Source organism: Devosia sp. Root685 (assembly GCF_001427875.1).
Classification (GTDB): domain Bacteria; phylum Pseudomonadota; class Alphaproteobacteria; order Rhizobiales; family Devosiaceae; genus Devosia.
Map to the genome: position 1 here is coordinate 577,408 of NZ_LMHK01000002.1, position 16,062 is coordinate 593,469.

Consider the following 16,062-nt stretch of genomic DNA (forward strand, 5'->3'; position numbering starts at 1 on the left):
CACTACGCTTCGGCCCCTACCCCTTCACCCCCGCCGAAAGCATGATCGCCTGCGTCACGCGCCGCTGGAAGATCAGATAAACCACCGCCACCGGCAGACCCGCCACCACGGCCGAGGCCATCAGCTTGCCATAGACAATGCCATAAGCGTCCTTCACCTGGGTAATGCCCACCGGCACGGTCATCGTCGCCTCTCCCGTCGCGGCGAGGAACGGCCAAAGGAAGGCATTCCAGGCCCCGATAAAGGTGATGATGGCGAGCGACGCCGTCACCCCCCAGTTCATCGGCAGATAGATCCGGAACAGGATTTTGAGATGCCCCGCAGAATCCATCTGCGCCGCCTCGCGAAACTCCTTCGGCACCGAGTCAAAGAACTGCTTGTAGACGATGATGACAACCGGAACGATCAACTGCGGCAGAATGATACCGGCCCAGGTATTGAGCAGCTTGAACTGCGCCATCAGCACAAAATGGTTCACGATCAGCGCCTGCATCGGCACCATGAAACACGCAAGAATAAGAACATAGATCACCCGCCGCCCGGGAAAGTCGAGCTGGCTCAGCGCATAGGCGCAGCCGGCCGAGGAGACAATCACCAGCGCCGTAATGATCAGCGAGGTCACCATCGAGTTGATGTACCAGATGCCGATATTGGTGTTGTTCCAGATATGGATATAGCTGTCGAACACCATGCGATTGGGCCAGAGCGAATTGCTCCCCGAAATCACCTCGCCATCGGGTTTGATCGAAGTAATGACAGCCCAATAGATCGGAAAGAACGACGCAAGCGCCACGAGGATAGTGATAACCGTCAGCACCAGCCCGATCATGTCGATGGGACCATCGCCCCGGCTGCGCGTGGTCGCTAAAACCTCGCGATTGGGAATTGCTTCGGCGCTCATTTCTCACCTCGTGCACGCAGCAGCTGATATTGCAGCACCGACAGAATGATGATCATCCCGAACAGCAGCATGGCTGCCGTCGCGGCCTCGCCGCCCTTGTTCTGCTGGAAAGCCAGCTTGTAGACATATTGAACCAGCGTAATCGTCGCGTCCTGCCGCCCGCCGATCGAGAAGAGATAAACCTGATCGAAGATTTTGAGCTGCGCGATCAACTGGATCGTCAGCACCAGCGCCGTGACCGGCCAGATCAGCGGCCAGGTAATCCGCTGGAACTGCCGCCAGCGCCCGGCGCTATCAAGCGAAGCGGCCTCGTAGATCTCAGGCGAGATATTCCGCAGCCCCGCGATGAACAGCAAAATATTAAAACCCATCGTCCACCAGATGGTGACGAAGGCCACCGTGGGCATAAAGAGCGGAATGGTGCGCGTCAGCGAGATCGGCTGGCCGCCATTGAACAGCGCCACCAGACCCTGCACGAGCCCATATTGCACGTCGATGATCCAGTTCCAGGTGAGGAACACCACCGAGACCGGCAGAATATAGGGCAGGAAGAAACAGGCGAGCACAAAGCCCTGCACCGGCCCCTTCAACCGGTTCACCGCCAAGGCAATGACCAGCGAAATCAGCGTATTGGGAATGACCGTCAGCAGCACGAAATAGGCGGTGTTCCAAAAGGCTTGATGAAACAGCTTGTGGCTCAGGATTTTTGCATAATTGTCCCAGCCGACCCAGTCCCCCGCCCCGATCAGCGGCGCCTTAGTGAAGCTGAGCATGGCCATCTGGATCGTCGGCCAGTCAAACAGCGCCCCATAGATGAGCACAAACGGGCCCACCAGCAGCAACGCCACGAGATATTCCTGCCGTTTGTCCCTCAGCATCTTGGCCTCCCATCCAACCACAATCACCGGCGGGCACCTCCCCCTTGATGGGGGAGGTTGGGAGGGGGTGACGGGAGCCACGATGTTGTGGCTCTCACCCCCACCCTTGATCCCTCCCCACAAGGGGGAGGGTGTCGACTGCGGCGCCGGTTACAGCTGCCCGTTCAAATCATCCCGCATCTGCGCGGCGGCATCAGCCGGCTCGATCTCACCAGTCGTCGCAGGATTGATGAAGTTGCTCCACGCATCGCCAAGCGGCGCCGCAGGTCCCGCCAGAATAGTGCGCGGATCGAACACGGCCGTGTCGGCAAACCCTGCATAGTCAGACTGCGGCTTCAGCGCCTGGAATTCGGCGCTTTCACGCACGGCATTGAAGGCCGGGATATGGCCCGCGCCAGCCCAGTCGAGCGAGTGCTGGTCCATCCAGGCGATGACCTTCATCACCGCCGCGCGCTTGTCGGCATCCACGTCCTTGCCGGCATTGGCCGGAACGACGAAGGCATGCGAGTCAGACCACGCGGCCTTGTTCTCGAACAGCGTCGGCAGCTCCACCGCACCCCATTCGAACAGTTCGCCCTTGGCATGAAGGTCGACCATGGTCGGCACTTCCCAATTGCCCATGATGAAGAACGGCGACTGGCCCGAGGTAAAGAGCGCCAGCGCCGCCGGGCTTTCAACCTGCACCGGCGTATAGCCGCTATCGACCCAGCCCTTCACCACCTCGATGGCATTGGTCAGCTTGGTGACATCCTCGTCCGTCGGGAAGAAGCCGCCCGCGGCTTCGTCGAACATGGTACCGCCCTGCTGGCCAAAAAGGCTATAGATGGTGCGGTAGCGATCGCCCGTCGGGGTCGATATGCCGTATTTACCGTCCTTGGTGAAATCGGCGAGGATCTTGTTGAAGTTTTCGAGCCCATCGAGGCCCTTAGGCAGCCCATCGTCGCCGATCAGACCGGCTTCTGCGAGCATGTCCTTGTTGTAATAAAGAATGAGCCCATGCTGATCGAACGGCACGGCATAGCGCGTCCCATCGACCTTGCCCGCGTCCGACGCCGCCTGGGTGAAATCGGCATCGGAAATACCGGCGCCCGCCATATCTTCATCGGTGATTTCGCTCAGCGTGCCGCTATCGACCGCCAGCGGAATGCGGCTGAGGTGATAGGTCGCGATATCGGGACCTTCCCCGATGGCAGCCGAAGTCTGCAGCTTGGTATAAAACGGCGTGCCCCATTCGAGCGTCGTGTTCTCGATCGAGATCTCGCCTTGATGCTCGGTGTTGAATTCGCTGATCAGCGCCTTCATGCGCACGCCGTCGCCGCCGGCGAGAAAATCCCACCAGACCACATTCTGCTGCGCCGCAGCGGCACTCGTCAGCGCCATCAGCGCCGTCGACACCAGAGCCAATCGCTTCAAAGACAGTCTCATAACATCTTCCTCCCAAAACATGCCCAATGCATGCGTTCATCCGGCCAAGGCGGCGCAGTTATCGTCTTCCGCCCAGCAGAAATTCTTGCGGTCTATTCCGCGTGATAGGCTGTTCCCTCAGCGTCAAAGAGATGCACCGCTGTGCCATCGACTTTCAGCGAAACCGGCGCCCCCGCTTCGAGCGTTGATTTGCCGATATCGTCGCCGACCACCACCGTGCCGTCGCCGAGCCGCGTATGGATCAGCGTCCGGTCCCCCAGCCGCTCGACCAGCGCAATCGTGCCCTGGATTTCGCCGTGCTCGGCGACCCGCAGCGCGTCCGGCCGCACCCCAAACGTCAGCCCCTGCCCCACAACCGGAGCGCCCGCCGTCGGGATCGTCGTCGCAATTGTTGCGCCGGCGACACTGACGACAACCCGCCCGCCGGCATCGGCCAGCGCCGTCACCGGCAAAAAGTTCATCGAGGGCGACCCGACAAAAGCCGCCACAAACCGGCTCGCGGGCTTCGAATAAACCTCCATGGGCGTGCCGATCTGCTCCACCTTGCGATTGTTCATGACGACGATCCGGCTCGCCAGCGTCATCGCCTCGGTCTGGTCATGGGTCACGAAAACCATGGTCGTGCCGATGCGCTGGTGCAGTTGCGCCAGCTCCACCCGCGTCCGCACGCGCAGCCCCGCATCGAGATTGCTCAGCGGCTCATCGAGCAAAAACGCATCCGGCTCGCGCACAATGGCGCGGCCAATGGCAACGCGCTGCCGCTGCCCGCCAGAAAGCTGCGCCGGCCGCCGATCCAGCAATTGCCCGATCTCCAGCACCCGTGCCGCCTCGTCGACACGCCTGCTTATTTCCGCCTTGTCGGTGCCGACGTTTTCGAGGCCAAAGCTCATGTTCTGGCGCACCGTCATATGCGGATAGAGCGCATAGTTCTGAAACACCATGGCGACGCCACGCTGATTGGGCGGCAACTGGTCCACCCGGCGCTCCCCGATATGGATTTCCCCGCCATTGACCGCCTCAAGCCCGGCAATCATCCGTAGCAGTGTCGATTTCCCGCAGCCCGAAGGCCCAAGGAAAACGATGAACTCGCCCGAGCGAATATGCATGCTGACGCTGTCCAGCACCTGCACGGCGCCATAGGACTTGCTGACATCCCGAAGGACGATATCGGCCATCTCTTTCCTCCTCATGGGACCAGCGCAGCTTTGCTGTCTTCTGGTCTTGAATCTCGCCCCACCCACGGAGCCCCCCTCGCCCCTTGAGGGAGAGGGACAGGAATTTCTTCGTTCAGAAGAAATTCCAGGGTGAGGGGTCTGCGATCTCTCCTCCGCAGAGGAGCCAGTCATGACACCGAATACCCCTCATCCGCCCCTACGATGCCCCCTTCTCCCTCAAGGGGAGAAGGGGGCATCGTGGCTCACATACTTCCCCCATCCACCTTCAATTCCCCCGCCGTCGTCACCAGCCCATCAAAAATCGCCGCCGCCACCGGATCGGCCCCCGGCGCCTCCCGCAGCAGCCTGAACGTCGTCGCCACAACGCCACCCCGCCCAACCCGCTTCTCGCCAATGATCGCCGCCGGCTTGTGCACCCAGCCGCAAACCATCCCGGCGATAACATTGTTGCCAAATTCCCAGGGCCTGAACCCGGTAAGCAGGTGATGCGGCACCACGTCGGAAAAACTCAGATCAAAGATCGGCCCGCCCGGAATGCTTGCAAAAGCCCCCTCGCGCCGCACCCATGAAAAGCCCGCGATCCAATCACCCCGCCAAATCGTCCCGTCACGCTCAACCAGACTGATCCCCGGCAAATGCTGATCAAGGCTCGGCCGGAATTTCTTCCCATCGGCCACGATCGATCGATGCGGCAATTCCCCATCCGGCATATCGGTCCGCAAATTGCGATTGGTCTCAACCGTCCCATCCGCCAGGATCAGATACCGCGCCCCGGCCTTGATGGCTTCCACATCGTCGCCATCCACCGCATGCACCAGCACCACATCGGCCTCGGCAGCCGGTACCACACGGTAGCCGAGGCCGCTGGCATAGCTTGCGAGGGAGGAATCGGCAGCGGCGATGGAGGGGCGCCCGGCCGTCTCGCGCTTTTGGTAAAGCGCGATCTCGCAAGTGTTGCGCGAGAGAACCGATCCACCGGCCTCCAGCGCAAATTCTATGGACAGCACACGATTGTCGCCGCCCTGCGGCAGGGCAAAACCAATCTTGCCGAGATCAGCCGTCGAAACCTTGCCCGTCGCCGGCACGGCAACCGAACCCGAAACTTCCCCGCTCCAGCGCAACACCGCGCCAGCCGGAATGGTCTCGCCGCCCGTACCGATTTTCAGCTCGATATCAAGCGTTTCCCCGAGATAAGCCGAATAGCGCCCCGGACGCGGCACGATCACCACGTCGGCATTGATCGTCCCAAACACATCGTGGAACACGCGCGGATTGCGCTCGATATCGAGAAGGCCATTGGCCTCCCAATGCACGTCCGTCAGTTCGGTGATCACATAGCCCATGATCGAGGAATAGCGGCGCATTTCCTCGATTTCGTAGCGCAGGTTCATGAACTGATACCACTGCACGTTTTCGATAAAGGCATCGAAGGAGCCGAAGGTTTTGGAGAGATCGAGCGCCCCAAACCGGTCCTCGATGCCATGCGGCAGCGCCACCCCATCGCCCCAGAGCGACCCGGTTTCGAACCAATCCGGCTCCGACCCATCCTCGCGCCGCAGCTTCTTCGGGTCCGGCAGACCCCAGACACCAAATTCGGAAACGATCAGCGGCTCATCACCCCTGCGTTCGGCATCGCCGAGGCTCGAAAAAGTCCAGTCGGCGCCCGCCGCAAACTGCGCGGTGATGTCGTCCCACTCCTGCCGCCGCTCCGGCACCGAACGATAATAGTGGTAGTCGTTGAGATCAGTCTTGACGTGGAAGTTCGGGAAACAAGCGGAGTTGTCGACCACCAGCCGCGTCGTATCCTCGGCCTTCAGCCAGTCATATGTATCCTTCACCCACTGCCGATGCTCCGCATTTTCGAGCATGCGGGTGCCCCAGTCCTCATTGATGATGGTCCAGGCGATGATCGAGGGGTGGTTGCGATCGCGCTTCAAAATGCCAGTCATCGTGTCGCGCATGCGCTGCGCCGATTTCGAGGTGAAATTCGCGACGTTCGGAATTTCGGTCCAGACGAGCAGGCCAAAGCGGTCGGCCACGTCATAATAGCGCGGGTCCGGCACCTTGATGTGGCAGCGGAGAGTGTTGAGGCCAAGCTCCTTGGCCTTCTTCGCCTGGTCTTCCAGAAATTCCAGCGAAGGCGGCGTATAGATGCCGTCGGGATAATAGTCCTGATCGAGCGCGCCGCGCATATAGATCGGCTCGCCATTGAGCAGGATTTTGCCGTCGCGCGTTTCGACGCTGCGGAAGCCAAAACGCTCTTCGACCACATCGACATCATCGCCGAGCGACACGGTCAGCGTATAAAGATTGGGTTGGTCGATACCCCACAGCTTTGGTGCCGTCACCGCTAGTTCGACCGACAGCGAAGCCGCAGCAGTCACCTGGCTTTCAGCCACCACATTGCCACCGGCATCACGCACAGCCAGCTTGACCGGTAGGCCCGCAGCCGCGCCCGAGAAATCAAGCTCGGCCTTCACAATGCCATCGGTACCAGCGGTAATGACCACCGCCTCAAGCCGCCGTGTATCGCGCGCTTCCAGCGACACCGACTGCCAGAGGCCACCAATCCGCCCATACCAGGAAATCTTGCCATGCGGCACTTCGCCAAACGGGAAGTCCGGGAAGGCGCGATGATCGGCCGAGGGCATGGTCACTCGCACCTCGACCTCGTTCGTCCCGCGCAGCAGTTTGCTATCGAGCACAAATTCAAACGGCAGGAAGGCACCCTCATGGCTGCCGAGTTTCTGCCCGTTGAGAAACACCTCGCAAAAGTAGCTCACCGCGCCAAAGTGCAACACCAGTTCCTGCCGGTCCCATCCGGCCGGCACGGCAAAACTGCGCTTGTAGACGGCGTGCCCAAAAGTATCGACGAGATCGGAAAACTCGGCCTGCCAGGGCTGGGGCACATGCGCTTCGCGCCAGGCACCATCCTCGTGCTTGAACTGCCAGACACCATCCAGCGACAAGCTCTTGCGCGGCGCGTCGATGGCCTCCGTAGCGACAGCACGACCCAGATTCATAATCTCTTCCTCAAGCGTATTAGTTATATTATTATCACCATAGGGTCGAAACGACACGCTTGGCAAGAGGGTGAAAACGACAGCATCACTGATGTAAAAAGAGCCTCGCGCGGGCTGTAACCAATTCGCTGAAACGCTGATCTCGATGCTAACAGTCTGCTAGCAATTGGCTTACACAGAGGGGAATCTATCCCCGCACCCGGGAGCTCAGGTGGACAAGCGCTCAACCATGCATGACGTGGCCGAACTGGCCGGGGTTTCCCAGGCCACGGTCTCGCTGGTTCTCAACGGCGTTCCCAATGCCCGCGTCTCCAAAGCCACCCGCCGCCGCGTGCAGGAAGCCGCCGACCAATTGGGCTATCGCCGCGGCAAGGCCCACGCCGTCCCCGCCGGCCGCCAGCGCGTCATTGGCCTTTTCATCGACGAGGTGTCCACCACGCCCTTCGCCGCCCAGTTCCTCGAAGGCGCCCGCGACGAAGCCGCCTTGCAGGACGTCACCGTCGCCACTTTTTGCACCGGCAACAACCCGGCATTGGAACAGGCCGGTCTCGATATGCTGGTCGCCCAAAACGCCATCGGCGCTATTTACACGACGCTGATGACGCGCGAAGTCATTGTTCCCAATGCCTTTTCCACCCTGCCTCTGGTGCTGCTCAACTGCTACGAAAAGCGCCTGCGCCACCCCTCCGCCGTCCCCGGCGACATCGTCGGTGGCTATGCGGCAGCCGACGCGCTCATCAAGGCCGGCCACACCCGCATCGCCCATCTCGCCGGCGAGCACCACACCGCCGAAGCCGCCGTGGACCGCGAAAAAGGCTTTAGGCAAGCCATGGAAAAATCAGGCATTCCGGTCGATGAAAGCCTCGTCACCCTCGGCGGCTGGTCCATCCGCGCCGGCCGCGAACGCGCTCTGGCCCTGCTCTCGCGCCCCGATCGCCCCACCGCCATCTTCTGCTTCAACGATCGCATGGCCATCGGCTGCTATGAAGCCGCCCGCATCCTCGGCCTCAAAATCCCCGAAGACCTCTCCATCGTCGGCTTCGACAACGAAGACATTTCCGCCAGCATGGACCCGCCCCTCTCGACCATGATCCTCCCCCACGACGAAATGGCCCGCTGGGCCGTCGGCCAATTGCTCGACGGTTTCGGCGACGTAGACGCCGATGAAGGCATGCAAAAACTCAAGATCGAATGCGAGTTCGTGGAGCGAAATTCGATAGCACCGCCAAGAGGTTGAGAGAGCAAAAAGGCCCCCTCACCCGCCGCTTCGCAGCGACCTCTCCCCCAAGGGCGAGGTGTCGCTCCGCGACAAGGAGCCACCTCTTCACCTCTCCCTCTGGGGGAGAGGTCGGCCCGCAGGGCCGGGTGAGGGGGCCTTCTCTTCTTGCCCCTACCCCCGCGGCTTATCCACCGAAGCCCGCTCCACCAGCGGGCACTCCAGCTTCGTCAACGGATACCTGCTATCCACTTCCCCGTCAGCCAACTGCTCCGCGATCCATTGCCCCATCGCCCGATGAGGCAGCACCGACGTCGTCAATTGCGGATGCAGATGCCGCGCAATTTCCTCGTCGTCATACCCCACCACCGACATATCCCGCGGGATCTCATACCCCGCCTCCTTCAGCGCCTCGTAGCAGCCGATCGCCATACGATCGTTCTGGCAAAAGATCGCCGTCGGAACCTCCGGCAGATCGAGGATTTTTCGCGTCGCCTCATACCCAGCGCTGGCCGACCAGTCGCCCGAAAACACCAGCTCCGCATCGAACGGAATATCCGCCGTCGCCAGCGCCCGCCGATAGCCTTTTAAGCGATCCTGCGCCGCCTCCATCCAGATTTCGCCCGTAACCGTTGCGATCCGCCGATGTCCGCGCGTGATCAGATGATGCGTCGCCCGCTGCCCGCCGGCAATTTCGCTCGGCACCACCGCAGGATAGGACTGGCCCGTCGTATAGCAATTGAGCAAAAGCACCGGCACATCGAGATTTCTGAGCGCCAGCGGCAGCTCCACCTCGCGGGTAAAAATCGTCATATAGACCAGCGCCGAAACCCCCTGCTCGACAAAGGTCTCGATCAGCTCCGCCTCGACCTCGGGATCGTTCCGGCTCTGCGCCACAAACACCAGATCCTGCGCTGCCTGGCTCAACCCTTCAATGGCCTGCACCGCCTCCGGGCTCGTCGCCAACTGATCGACCACAAACCCGATCCGCCCAACCCTTCGCCCCCGCTTCGCCTCCACCCTGACCTGCGGCAACCCATACCCCAGCCGCCGCGCCACCTCGAGCACCCGCAGCCGCGTCTCGCTCGACAACCTGATCCCCGGCGCATCATTTATGACAAACGACACCGTCGCCTGAGAGCAGCCGGCCTCCCGCGCGATGTCGGTCATCGTAACCCGGCGCGAATTTGACCCGGTTTCTCTCCCGGAGCGGCTCGGTTTCGTCAATGTGCGGCTTGGAGGAGGCATGACACTCGGAAGCTGGACGCTAAAAAGCTAATACACGATCAGCTAATATTAGCAAGTTACCGAACATCCGAGTTTCTGGGCGAGGGCGCGTGCCAGAGCCGCCTGTGCCGTCAGGGGCCGATATAGATGGGATTGCTCAGTGCTCGGCGGATAGGCTGGCCGGCGACATCGACATTCTTGAGCTGCCAGGGCAATTCGCGGCCTTCAATCAGGCTCGCATATTCGCCCAGCAGCCGTTCGCGGCTGGCCACCGCAATGATCTCTGCCCGAACGAATTTTTGTGCCTGTTCAACGGCGATGGTCGCCGAATGGTCGTCACCAACTATATCCACCGCAGCGATCTCGCCCGTCGCATCAATGAGCACAAGCCGATCACCTGCAGCCCCGCGCACCACGACGTCCAGCCGCGTCAAACTCTCGACCGTACCGCCCATTACCGCGTCGCCGGCACGGATCTCAAGATGCGGTCCACCCGGATTTTCAGTGACATAGCCATAGCCGGACTTCATCGCTGCCAGCACGGCATCCTCGCTGAGCTCGGGCAGCCAGAATACCGTCGCCGGTCGCGCCAGAACCAGCGGGCCCTCGGGCATGAGCCGATCCGGCTGATGAAAATCCGAGCCACCAATGGCAGAAAGCTTCAGGCCCGAAGCCAGCCGCTGCTGGTACCGATCAAGCGCAATCCAGTTCCACGCAAGCCAGGTCGATTGCCACACTTCCTGGCAGTCAGCCTCGGGCATTTCGTAGTCCCAGGCAATGGGTGGCTTGTCATGATTGATCGACAGCAGCCCACCCTTCTCGTGCACCAGCTCCGCCAGCACATGCGCATCGGAAGGTTTGGTCATGCGGAAGTCGATCCACTCATCGACACCGTAGACATTGGCATGTCCTTCGGCCGTCGTGACCTCCATGCCACGCACAAAAACCAGGTCGGGCGACGAGTTGGGATGAAAATAGCGCCGCTGCGTAGTGGTGTTGTGGTCGGCAATGGCCAGAAAATCGAGCCCGGCCTGCTTGGCTGCCGCATGCAACAATTCCGGCGCGCCGCGCGCATCCGAGTGAAATGTGTGGCAATGGAGGTCGCCCCTATACCAACCAGCCCCTTTGCGCACCGGAAAGATCCGAGCCGGCTGCGGTTCAAGCTTTCGCGGCGATGCATCAAGGCTGATGGTCACCGTAATATCGGTGCCGGCTTCAGGAACCTTGTAGAGCCCCAGAATGACGTTCCACGTCCCCGGCTGGATTTCGCCATGGATATAGCCCGGTGTGGCGTCGTCGGTGGCAAGAAAAAAGCGATCGCGCGCCCCACCGCTCCAGCCGCGAAAACCTTCCATTGTAGGATAGCCAGTATCGCGCGGGTCAAAGGCGCCGAGATCCACGATGCAATCTTCAGCCTTGGGATAGGCCAGCACCACCTCGATCCGCGTCGTGCCGTCAGGCACCTCGAACGGAACATAGAAATAGGGATTCCGCGCCTGATCGGCGCGGGTGACATGGGCGGTGATAGTCTTGGACAAGACCTATTCTCCCAAGGCCGGGATACGCATGCCAGCGCTGTCAAAGAGATGCACATGCTCATGCGAGAAACTGAGGGTGACCACTTTCGAGAGATCAAGATGATCGTCGGTAAAGATGCGTGCCGTAACGCGGGCGCTGTCGCCACGGTCCACGGTCACCAGGCTTTCCGGCCCCATATTCTCATTGGCAAAGAGTGGCGCCGTGATGGTGTTGATGGCCCCCACTTCCGCAATGCCCAGATGCTCCGGCCGCACGCCCAGCGTTAGCTTGCCGCTCGTCGCCAGAGCCTTGCCGATGGCATCGGTCATGGCGAGACCATCAATGGTCAGGCCCTCGGCCTTCAGCGCCAACTTGCCGTCGATCTGGGCGCCCTCCACCTCGACCAGATTCATCGGCGGATTGCCGACGAAATTGGCTACAAACGTCGTCGATGGCCGGCGATAGATCTCGATGGGCGAGGCAAATTGCACGATATGCCCCTGATCCATCACGGCGATACGCGTCGCCAGTGCCATGGCCTCGGCCTGATCGTGGGTCACGTAAACAGCCGTCATGCCCATGTCGCGCTGCAGGTGATTGAGGAAGCCCCGTGCCTCAAGCCGCAGTTTGGCGTCGAGATTGGAAAGCGGCTCATCAAAGAGATAGACTTTTGCCGGATAAACCAGCGCGCGGGCCAGCGAAGTGCGCTGCTGCTGGCCGCCGGAAATCTGGCTTGGCAGCCGATCCATCAGGTGCCCGATCTTGAGCACATCGGCGACCTCTTTGGCCCGCCCATGGCGCTGCGCCACGGGCTCGCCGCGCACCTTGAGCGGATAGGCAATGTTATCGGCGAGGTTCATATGCGGATAGAGCGCATAATCCTGGAACACCATGGCGATGTTGCGGTCCTTGGGGTGGAGGTGGGTCACCTCATCCCCGCCGATGAAGATCTGCCCGGCAGTCGGCGTTTCGAGCCCCGCCATCATGCGCAGCGACGTAGTTTTGCCGCAGCCCGAGGGGCCGAGGAGGCAGACGAACTCCCCGTCGCCGATATCGAAGCTGACGTCCGAGACTGCCCTAAACTCGCCAAAGCTCTTGGTGACGTTTTTGAATTCAACAGATGCCATGGATGTTTAAGCCTTGATGCCGCCGAAGAACCGGAAGCCGAACTTCCAGCTGACGAAGAGATAGAGAGCGATGACCGGCAGCGAATAGATCAGCGAATAGGCTGCCAGGAGCGTGACGATGGGGGTGCCCGCTTCCGAATAGAACGAGTAGATGGCGACCGAAGCCGGCATGTTGCTATCGCTGCGAAGGAGGATGAAGGGGATCAGGAACGAGCCCCAGATATTCACAAAGCTCCATACGACGATGACCACGATGCCCGGCCGGATGACCGGCAGCGCCACATCGAAAAAGGCCTGCACCGGCGAGGCCCCCGCCACCATGGCGCTTTCCTCGTAGGACTTTGGGATCGAGTCGATGAAATCGCGCAGGATGAACATGGCGGTCGGCAAGAGCCCACCGGCGAAGGTCAGAATCACGGCCAGATGTGTGTCCATCAGCCCGGCCGCCGAGACGATCAGAAAGATCGGCACCATGGCCGCCGAACCCGACACGACCGAGGAAAACAGCAGCAGAATATAGGTGACGGCGCCCTTGCCGGGGATAGACGAGCGGGAAAGCGCATAAGCAGCCAGCGTCGCCGCCGCGCCCACCAGAATGACACCGCCGACAGCCTGGATAAAGCTGTTCCAGAGCGCCTGCACGGCATAGGAATTGCCGAAGACCGTCACAAAATTATTCAGCGTCCATGGATCCGGTAGCGCGAGGCCCAGTTCAGCCCGCGCGTTGAACGGCGCGAACAGGAACCACAGCAGCGGCAGGGCGAAGATGGCGCCGATCAGCGCGGCGAGCGCGGAAAAGGCGATGCGGCCGACAAAGGCGGGAATGGTCAGCTTCATGTCTCAGCGCACCTTCTTCTTGCGGCCGATGCTGAGATAGATCAGCGCGAAAGCGAGATTGATCAGCATCATGATCACGCCCACTGCCGCGCCCTTGCCGAACTGGAAGTCCTGAAAGGCGACGCGATAATTGTAGATGGACACCAGTTCCGTCCGGTAGCTCGGCCCGCCATTCGTCAGCAGGAACGGCGTGAAGGTATTAAAAGTCCACATGGTGATGAGGATGAGATCGGTGACGATATGCCCGCGAATAAGCGGCAGGCCGATATCCCGGAACTTTTGCCACGATGATGCGCCGGCCACGTCCGCCGCCTGAAAATAGCTCGGCGGAATTGACGAAAAGGCCGAGTTGAACAGCATCATCGAGAAGGCCGCGCCGCGCCAGGTATTGAACACGACGATGACCCAGAAGGGTTGATCCAACAGGAAATCGCCGGGCGGCAGGCCGAACCCTTCGAGCAGCATGTTGAGAGTACCAGAATCGCGATCGAGGAAGGCAAACCAGGCAAAGCCAATAACCACTTCGGGCAATATCCAGGCGGCGATGACGAAGGTTTCGGTGATGCGTTTGACCCAGGGCGGCACGGTCTGGATCAGCCAGGCGAGCAGCAGACCCAGCAGCGCCTGACCGAGCAGCGCCGAAGCCAGCACGAATTGCGTCGTCAGGATCAGCGAAAAGCCGAACTGGCCACGCTGGAAGAACGTCGCCGGATCAAACAGCGAGAGATAGTTGGCCAACCCGACAAATTCGGGATTGAGCGCCGTGCGCCCGAGCAGCGTCCGATTGGTGAAAGAGACAAAAATCACCCAGAAGAAGGGTACGATGACGAAGACCGAGACCAACAGGCCGGCAGGCGTCAGGAACGCGGCGCCGGCGCGGTTGGAGAGCAGCGCAAAATTGCGCACTTTCTTCGGCTTGGCCTCGATGGGTTCGGTGGTCATGGGATGATCACTCTTGGTTTTCTCTCCGCTGGGCGGCGAGGAGGCGCTTCTAGGCAATGGAAAACACTATCCATCACCCCGATTGTCACCCCGGCGAAGGCCGGGGCCCATCTCGAGATCTCAGGATGGGTCCCGGCCTTCGCCGGGATGACATCTTGTGATTGCTTAGGCCCGGCGACCAATTTTGCGAGCTTCAGTCTCCCGCAAACCCGGCACCCCGAAGGGCACCGGGCCGAGGTGGGAGGACTAGAGCAGGCTGACAGTGTTATCTTCGCCGACTATGGCTGTTACCGCGGCCTTATACTGAGCCATGGCCTCTTCCGGCGAGAGTTCGCCCGAAACCACCGCTTCGGTCATGCGCTGGATTTCTGAGGACACGGCATTGTAGTTCGGATCGTTCGGACGCGCCGTGGTCAGCGGCAGCAGCGTCTGGCTGGCTTCCGTCAGGAACGGGCTGTTCGGGATTTCAATGTCCGTGCGGGCCGTGATGCGCGGCTGGATCGCCTGGAAGGCGTTCTGCATGTCCGGCTCGTTCATGAACGAGAGGAAAGCCCAGGCTTCCTTGGGCGCGTCGGTCGCGGGGTTGATCACAAAACCCGTGCCGCCCGAAATGGTCACGAAATCCTGGCCATTGATACCGGCACCCGGCTCCTTGGCCGGAACCTTGGCCCAACCCATAACCTCGTCGCGGTTCGGCACGGCGAATTCCGAACCTTCCGGGGTGACCGAACGGTAGAAATAGTCGCCTTCGAACAGCAGCGCCGTCACGCCATCGCGGAAATTGGCAAAGGAGCGGTTGCGGCCATCGGCCAGAAGCTGGGCGCGCTGGTCGCCAAGCTGCTCATCGACATAGATGGTCTTGTAGAGATTGAGCGTGTCGAGAATGCCCTGGCTCGAAACGACGAATTTGCCATTCTCGTCCGTCACCTTTTCGCCCGTACCGAGCAGCGCCAGCCAATAGCCCTGCATGGTCGTGGCTTCGCCCATGGCGACGCCCGCGTTGAGCTGGATGGGGAAGCTGTCGGGCTTGATCTTCTTGATGGCGCGGGCGGCGTCGAGCACCTCTTCCCACGATGTCGGCTGCCAGGTGTCACCGTCGATACCGGCTTCGGTGAGAATGTCCTTGCGCGTATGGATCATGCGCACGTCGGTCCCCAGCGGGATACCGTAGAACTTGCCCTGATATTCCATCAAGGCACGCGAACCGTCGGACAGCGCCGCCCAGCCGGACCAATCGTTGACTTCCGGGCCAGCCACCTCATCGAGAGACTTGAGTAGACCGCCTTCCACAAAGGATGGGATGAGGAAGCCATCAAAGGCGGAAACGTCGGGGCCGGCGCCGGTCGAAAAATCGAGCGCCAGTTGCTGGGTGAGCTGCGCGTCTTCGCCGCCAAATTGGTTGAGCGTCACATTGACGTCCGGGTGGGCCGCTTCGAACGCCGGAATGACGCTTTCTTCGATCCACTGGGCCGTGCCGCTGTTCACGCCGCCGATCACACAGCGACACGTGACATTGAGATCCACGGCAAAGGCAGGAATGGCGACCGAGGTGGCGCCGATAAGGCCGAGCGCAAGCGCGCGCATACGATTGTTCATCGTAGAAATCCTCCCGAAATGGTGGCTCCGAATTCTCCGGTAGCCGATATTGGCCAGGCCGCTCCCCGCGTCCGGCCGTTAAAGGATGAACACGTTTTCATTTCTCGTCAATGCGGAGAATTCGCAGAACTGAAAACGGACGCGACAGGCGCATCTGCTGCATGGCAGGTTTCCAAGACATTGCGGTGACAATCCGC

The 16,062-nt window shown here is 60.9% G+C and carries 12 protein-coding genes; 1 reads left to right on the plus strand and 11 read right to left on the minus strand.

Annotation, left to right across the window (positions count from 1 at the left end; all coding sequences use genetic code 11):
• Window positions 1–16: 16 nt before the first annotated feature.
• From ASD83_RS11320 to ASD83_RS11340, 5 genes are all read right to left on the minus strand, one after another.
• Complete coding sequence (locus ASD83_RS11320; protein WP_056312344.1) at window positions 17–829, minus strand: carbohydrate ABC transporter permease; 813 nt, start codon at window positions 827–829, stop codon at window positions 17–19.
• 68 nt (window positions 830–897) lie between these two features.
• Window positions 898–1,779: a carbohydrate ABC transporter permease gene (locus tag ASD83_RS11325; protein ID WP_056310911.1), complete on the minus strand. Its 882-nt coding sequence runs from the start codon at window positions 1,777–1,779 to the stop codon at window positions 898–900.
• 150 nt (window positions 1,780–1,929) lie between these two features.
• A complete protein-coding gene (locus tag ASD83_RS11330) occupies window positions 1,930–3,204 on the minus strand; it encodes an extracellular solute-binding protein (RefSeq protein ID WP_056312346.1) in 1,275 nt (424 codons plus the stop codon).
• 92 nt (window positions 3,205–3,296) lie between these two features.
• Window positions 3,297–4,379 carry an ABC transporter ATP-binding protein gene (locus tag ASD83_RS11335; protein WP_056310913.1) on the minus strand — a complete coding sequence of 361 codons (1,083 nt, stop codon included), beginning with the start codon at window positions 4,377–4,379 and terminating at the stop codon, window positions 3,297–3,299.
• Window positions 4,380–4,621: 242 nt separating this feature from the next.
• Window positions 4,622–7,402 carry a glycoside hydrolase family 2 protein gene (locus ASD83_RS11340; RefSeq protein ID WP_056310915.1) on the minus strand — a complete coding sequence of 927 codons (2,781 nt, stop codon included), beginning with the start codon at window positions 7,400–7,402 and terminating at the stop codon, window positions 4,622–4,624.
• A gap of 211 nt (window positions 7,403–7,613) precedes the next feature.
• On the opposite strand from ASD83_RS11340, the gene ASD83_RS11345 reads away from it, so the two are divergent.
• Window positions 7,614–8,639 (plus strand): LacI family DNA-binding transcriptional regulator, encoded by a 1,026-nt coding sequence (locus ASD83_RS11345; protein WP_082561128.1) that lies wholly within the window; start codon window positions 7,614–7,616, stop codon window positions 8,637–8,639.
• Window positions 8,640–8,792: 153 nt separating this feature from the next.
• Here ASD83_RS11345 and ASD83_RS11350 read toward each other — a convergent pair whose 3' ends face one another.
• The 6 genes from ASD83_RS11350 to ASD83_RS11375 form a co-directional block, all read right to left on the minus strand.
• Entirely contained in the window at window positions 8,793–9,788 is a 996-nt protein-coding gene (locus ASD83_RS11350; RefSeq protein WP_082561129.1) for a LacI family DNA-binding transcriptional regulator, read from the minus strand.
• A 188-nt stretch (window positions 9,789–9,976) separates the two neighbouring features.
• A complete protein-coding gene (locus ASD83_RS11355; protein ID WP_056310919.1) occupies window positions 9,977–11,383 on the minus strand; it encodes a CehA/McbA family metallohydrolase in 1,407 nt (468 codons plus the stop codon).
• A gap of 3 nt (window positions 11,384–11,386) precedes the next feature.
• Window positions 11,387–12,490: an ABC transporter ATP-binding protein gene (locus ASD83_RS11360; protein ID WP_056310921.1), complete on the minus strand. Its 1,104-nt coding sequence runs from the start codon at window positions 12,488–12,490 to the stop codon at window positions 11,387–11,389.
• A gap of 6 nt (window positions 12,491–12,496) precedes the next feature.
• The gene (locus tag ASD83_RS11365) at window positions 12,497–13,327 is read right to left on the minus strand and encodes a carbohydrate ABC transporter permease (RefSeq protein ID WP_056310923.1); all 831 of its coding nucleotides are present in this window, start codon (window positions 13,325–13,327) and stop codon (window positions 12,497–12,499) included.
• Between the two features lie 3 nt (window positions 13,328–13,330).
• A complete protein-coding gene (locus ASD83_RS11370) occupies window positions 13,331–14,233 on the minus strand; it encodes a carbohydrate ABC transporter permease (protein ID WP_056312347.1) in 903 nt (300 codons plus the stop codon).
• Between the two features lie 282 nt (window positions 14,234–14,515).
• Window positions 14,516–15,865, minus strand: coding sequence for an extracellular solute-binding protein (locus ASD83_RS11375; protein WP_056310925.1), 1,350 nt, complete (start codon window positions 15,863–15,865; stop codon window positions 14,516–14,518).
• Between the last annotated feature and the right edge of the window lie 197 nt (window positions 15,866–16,062).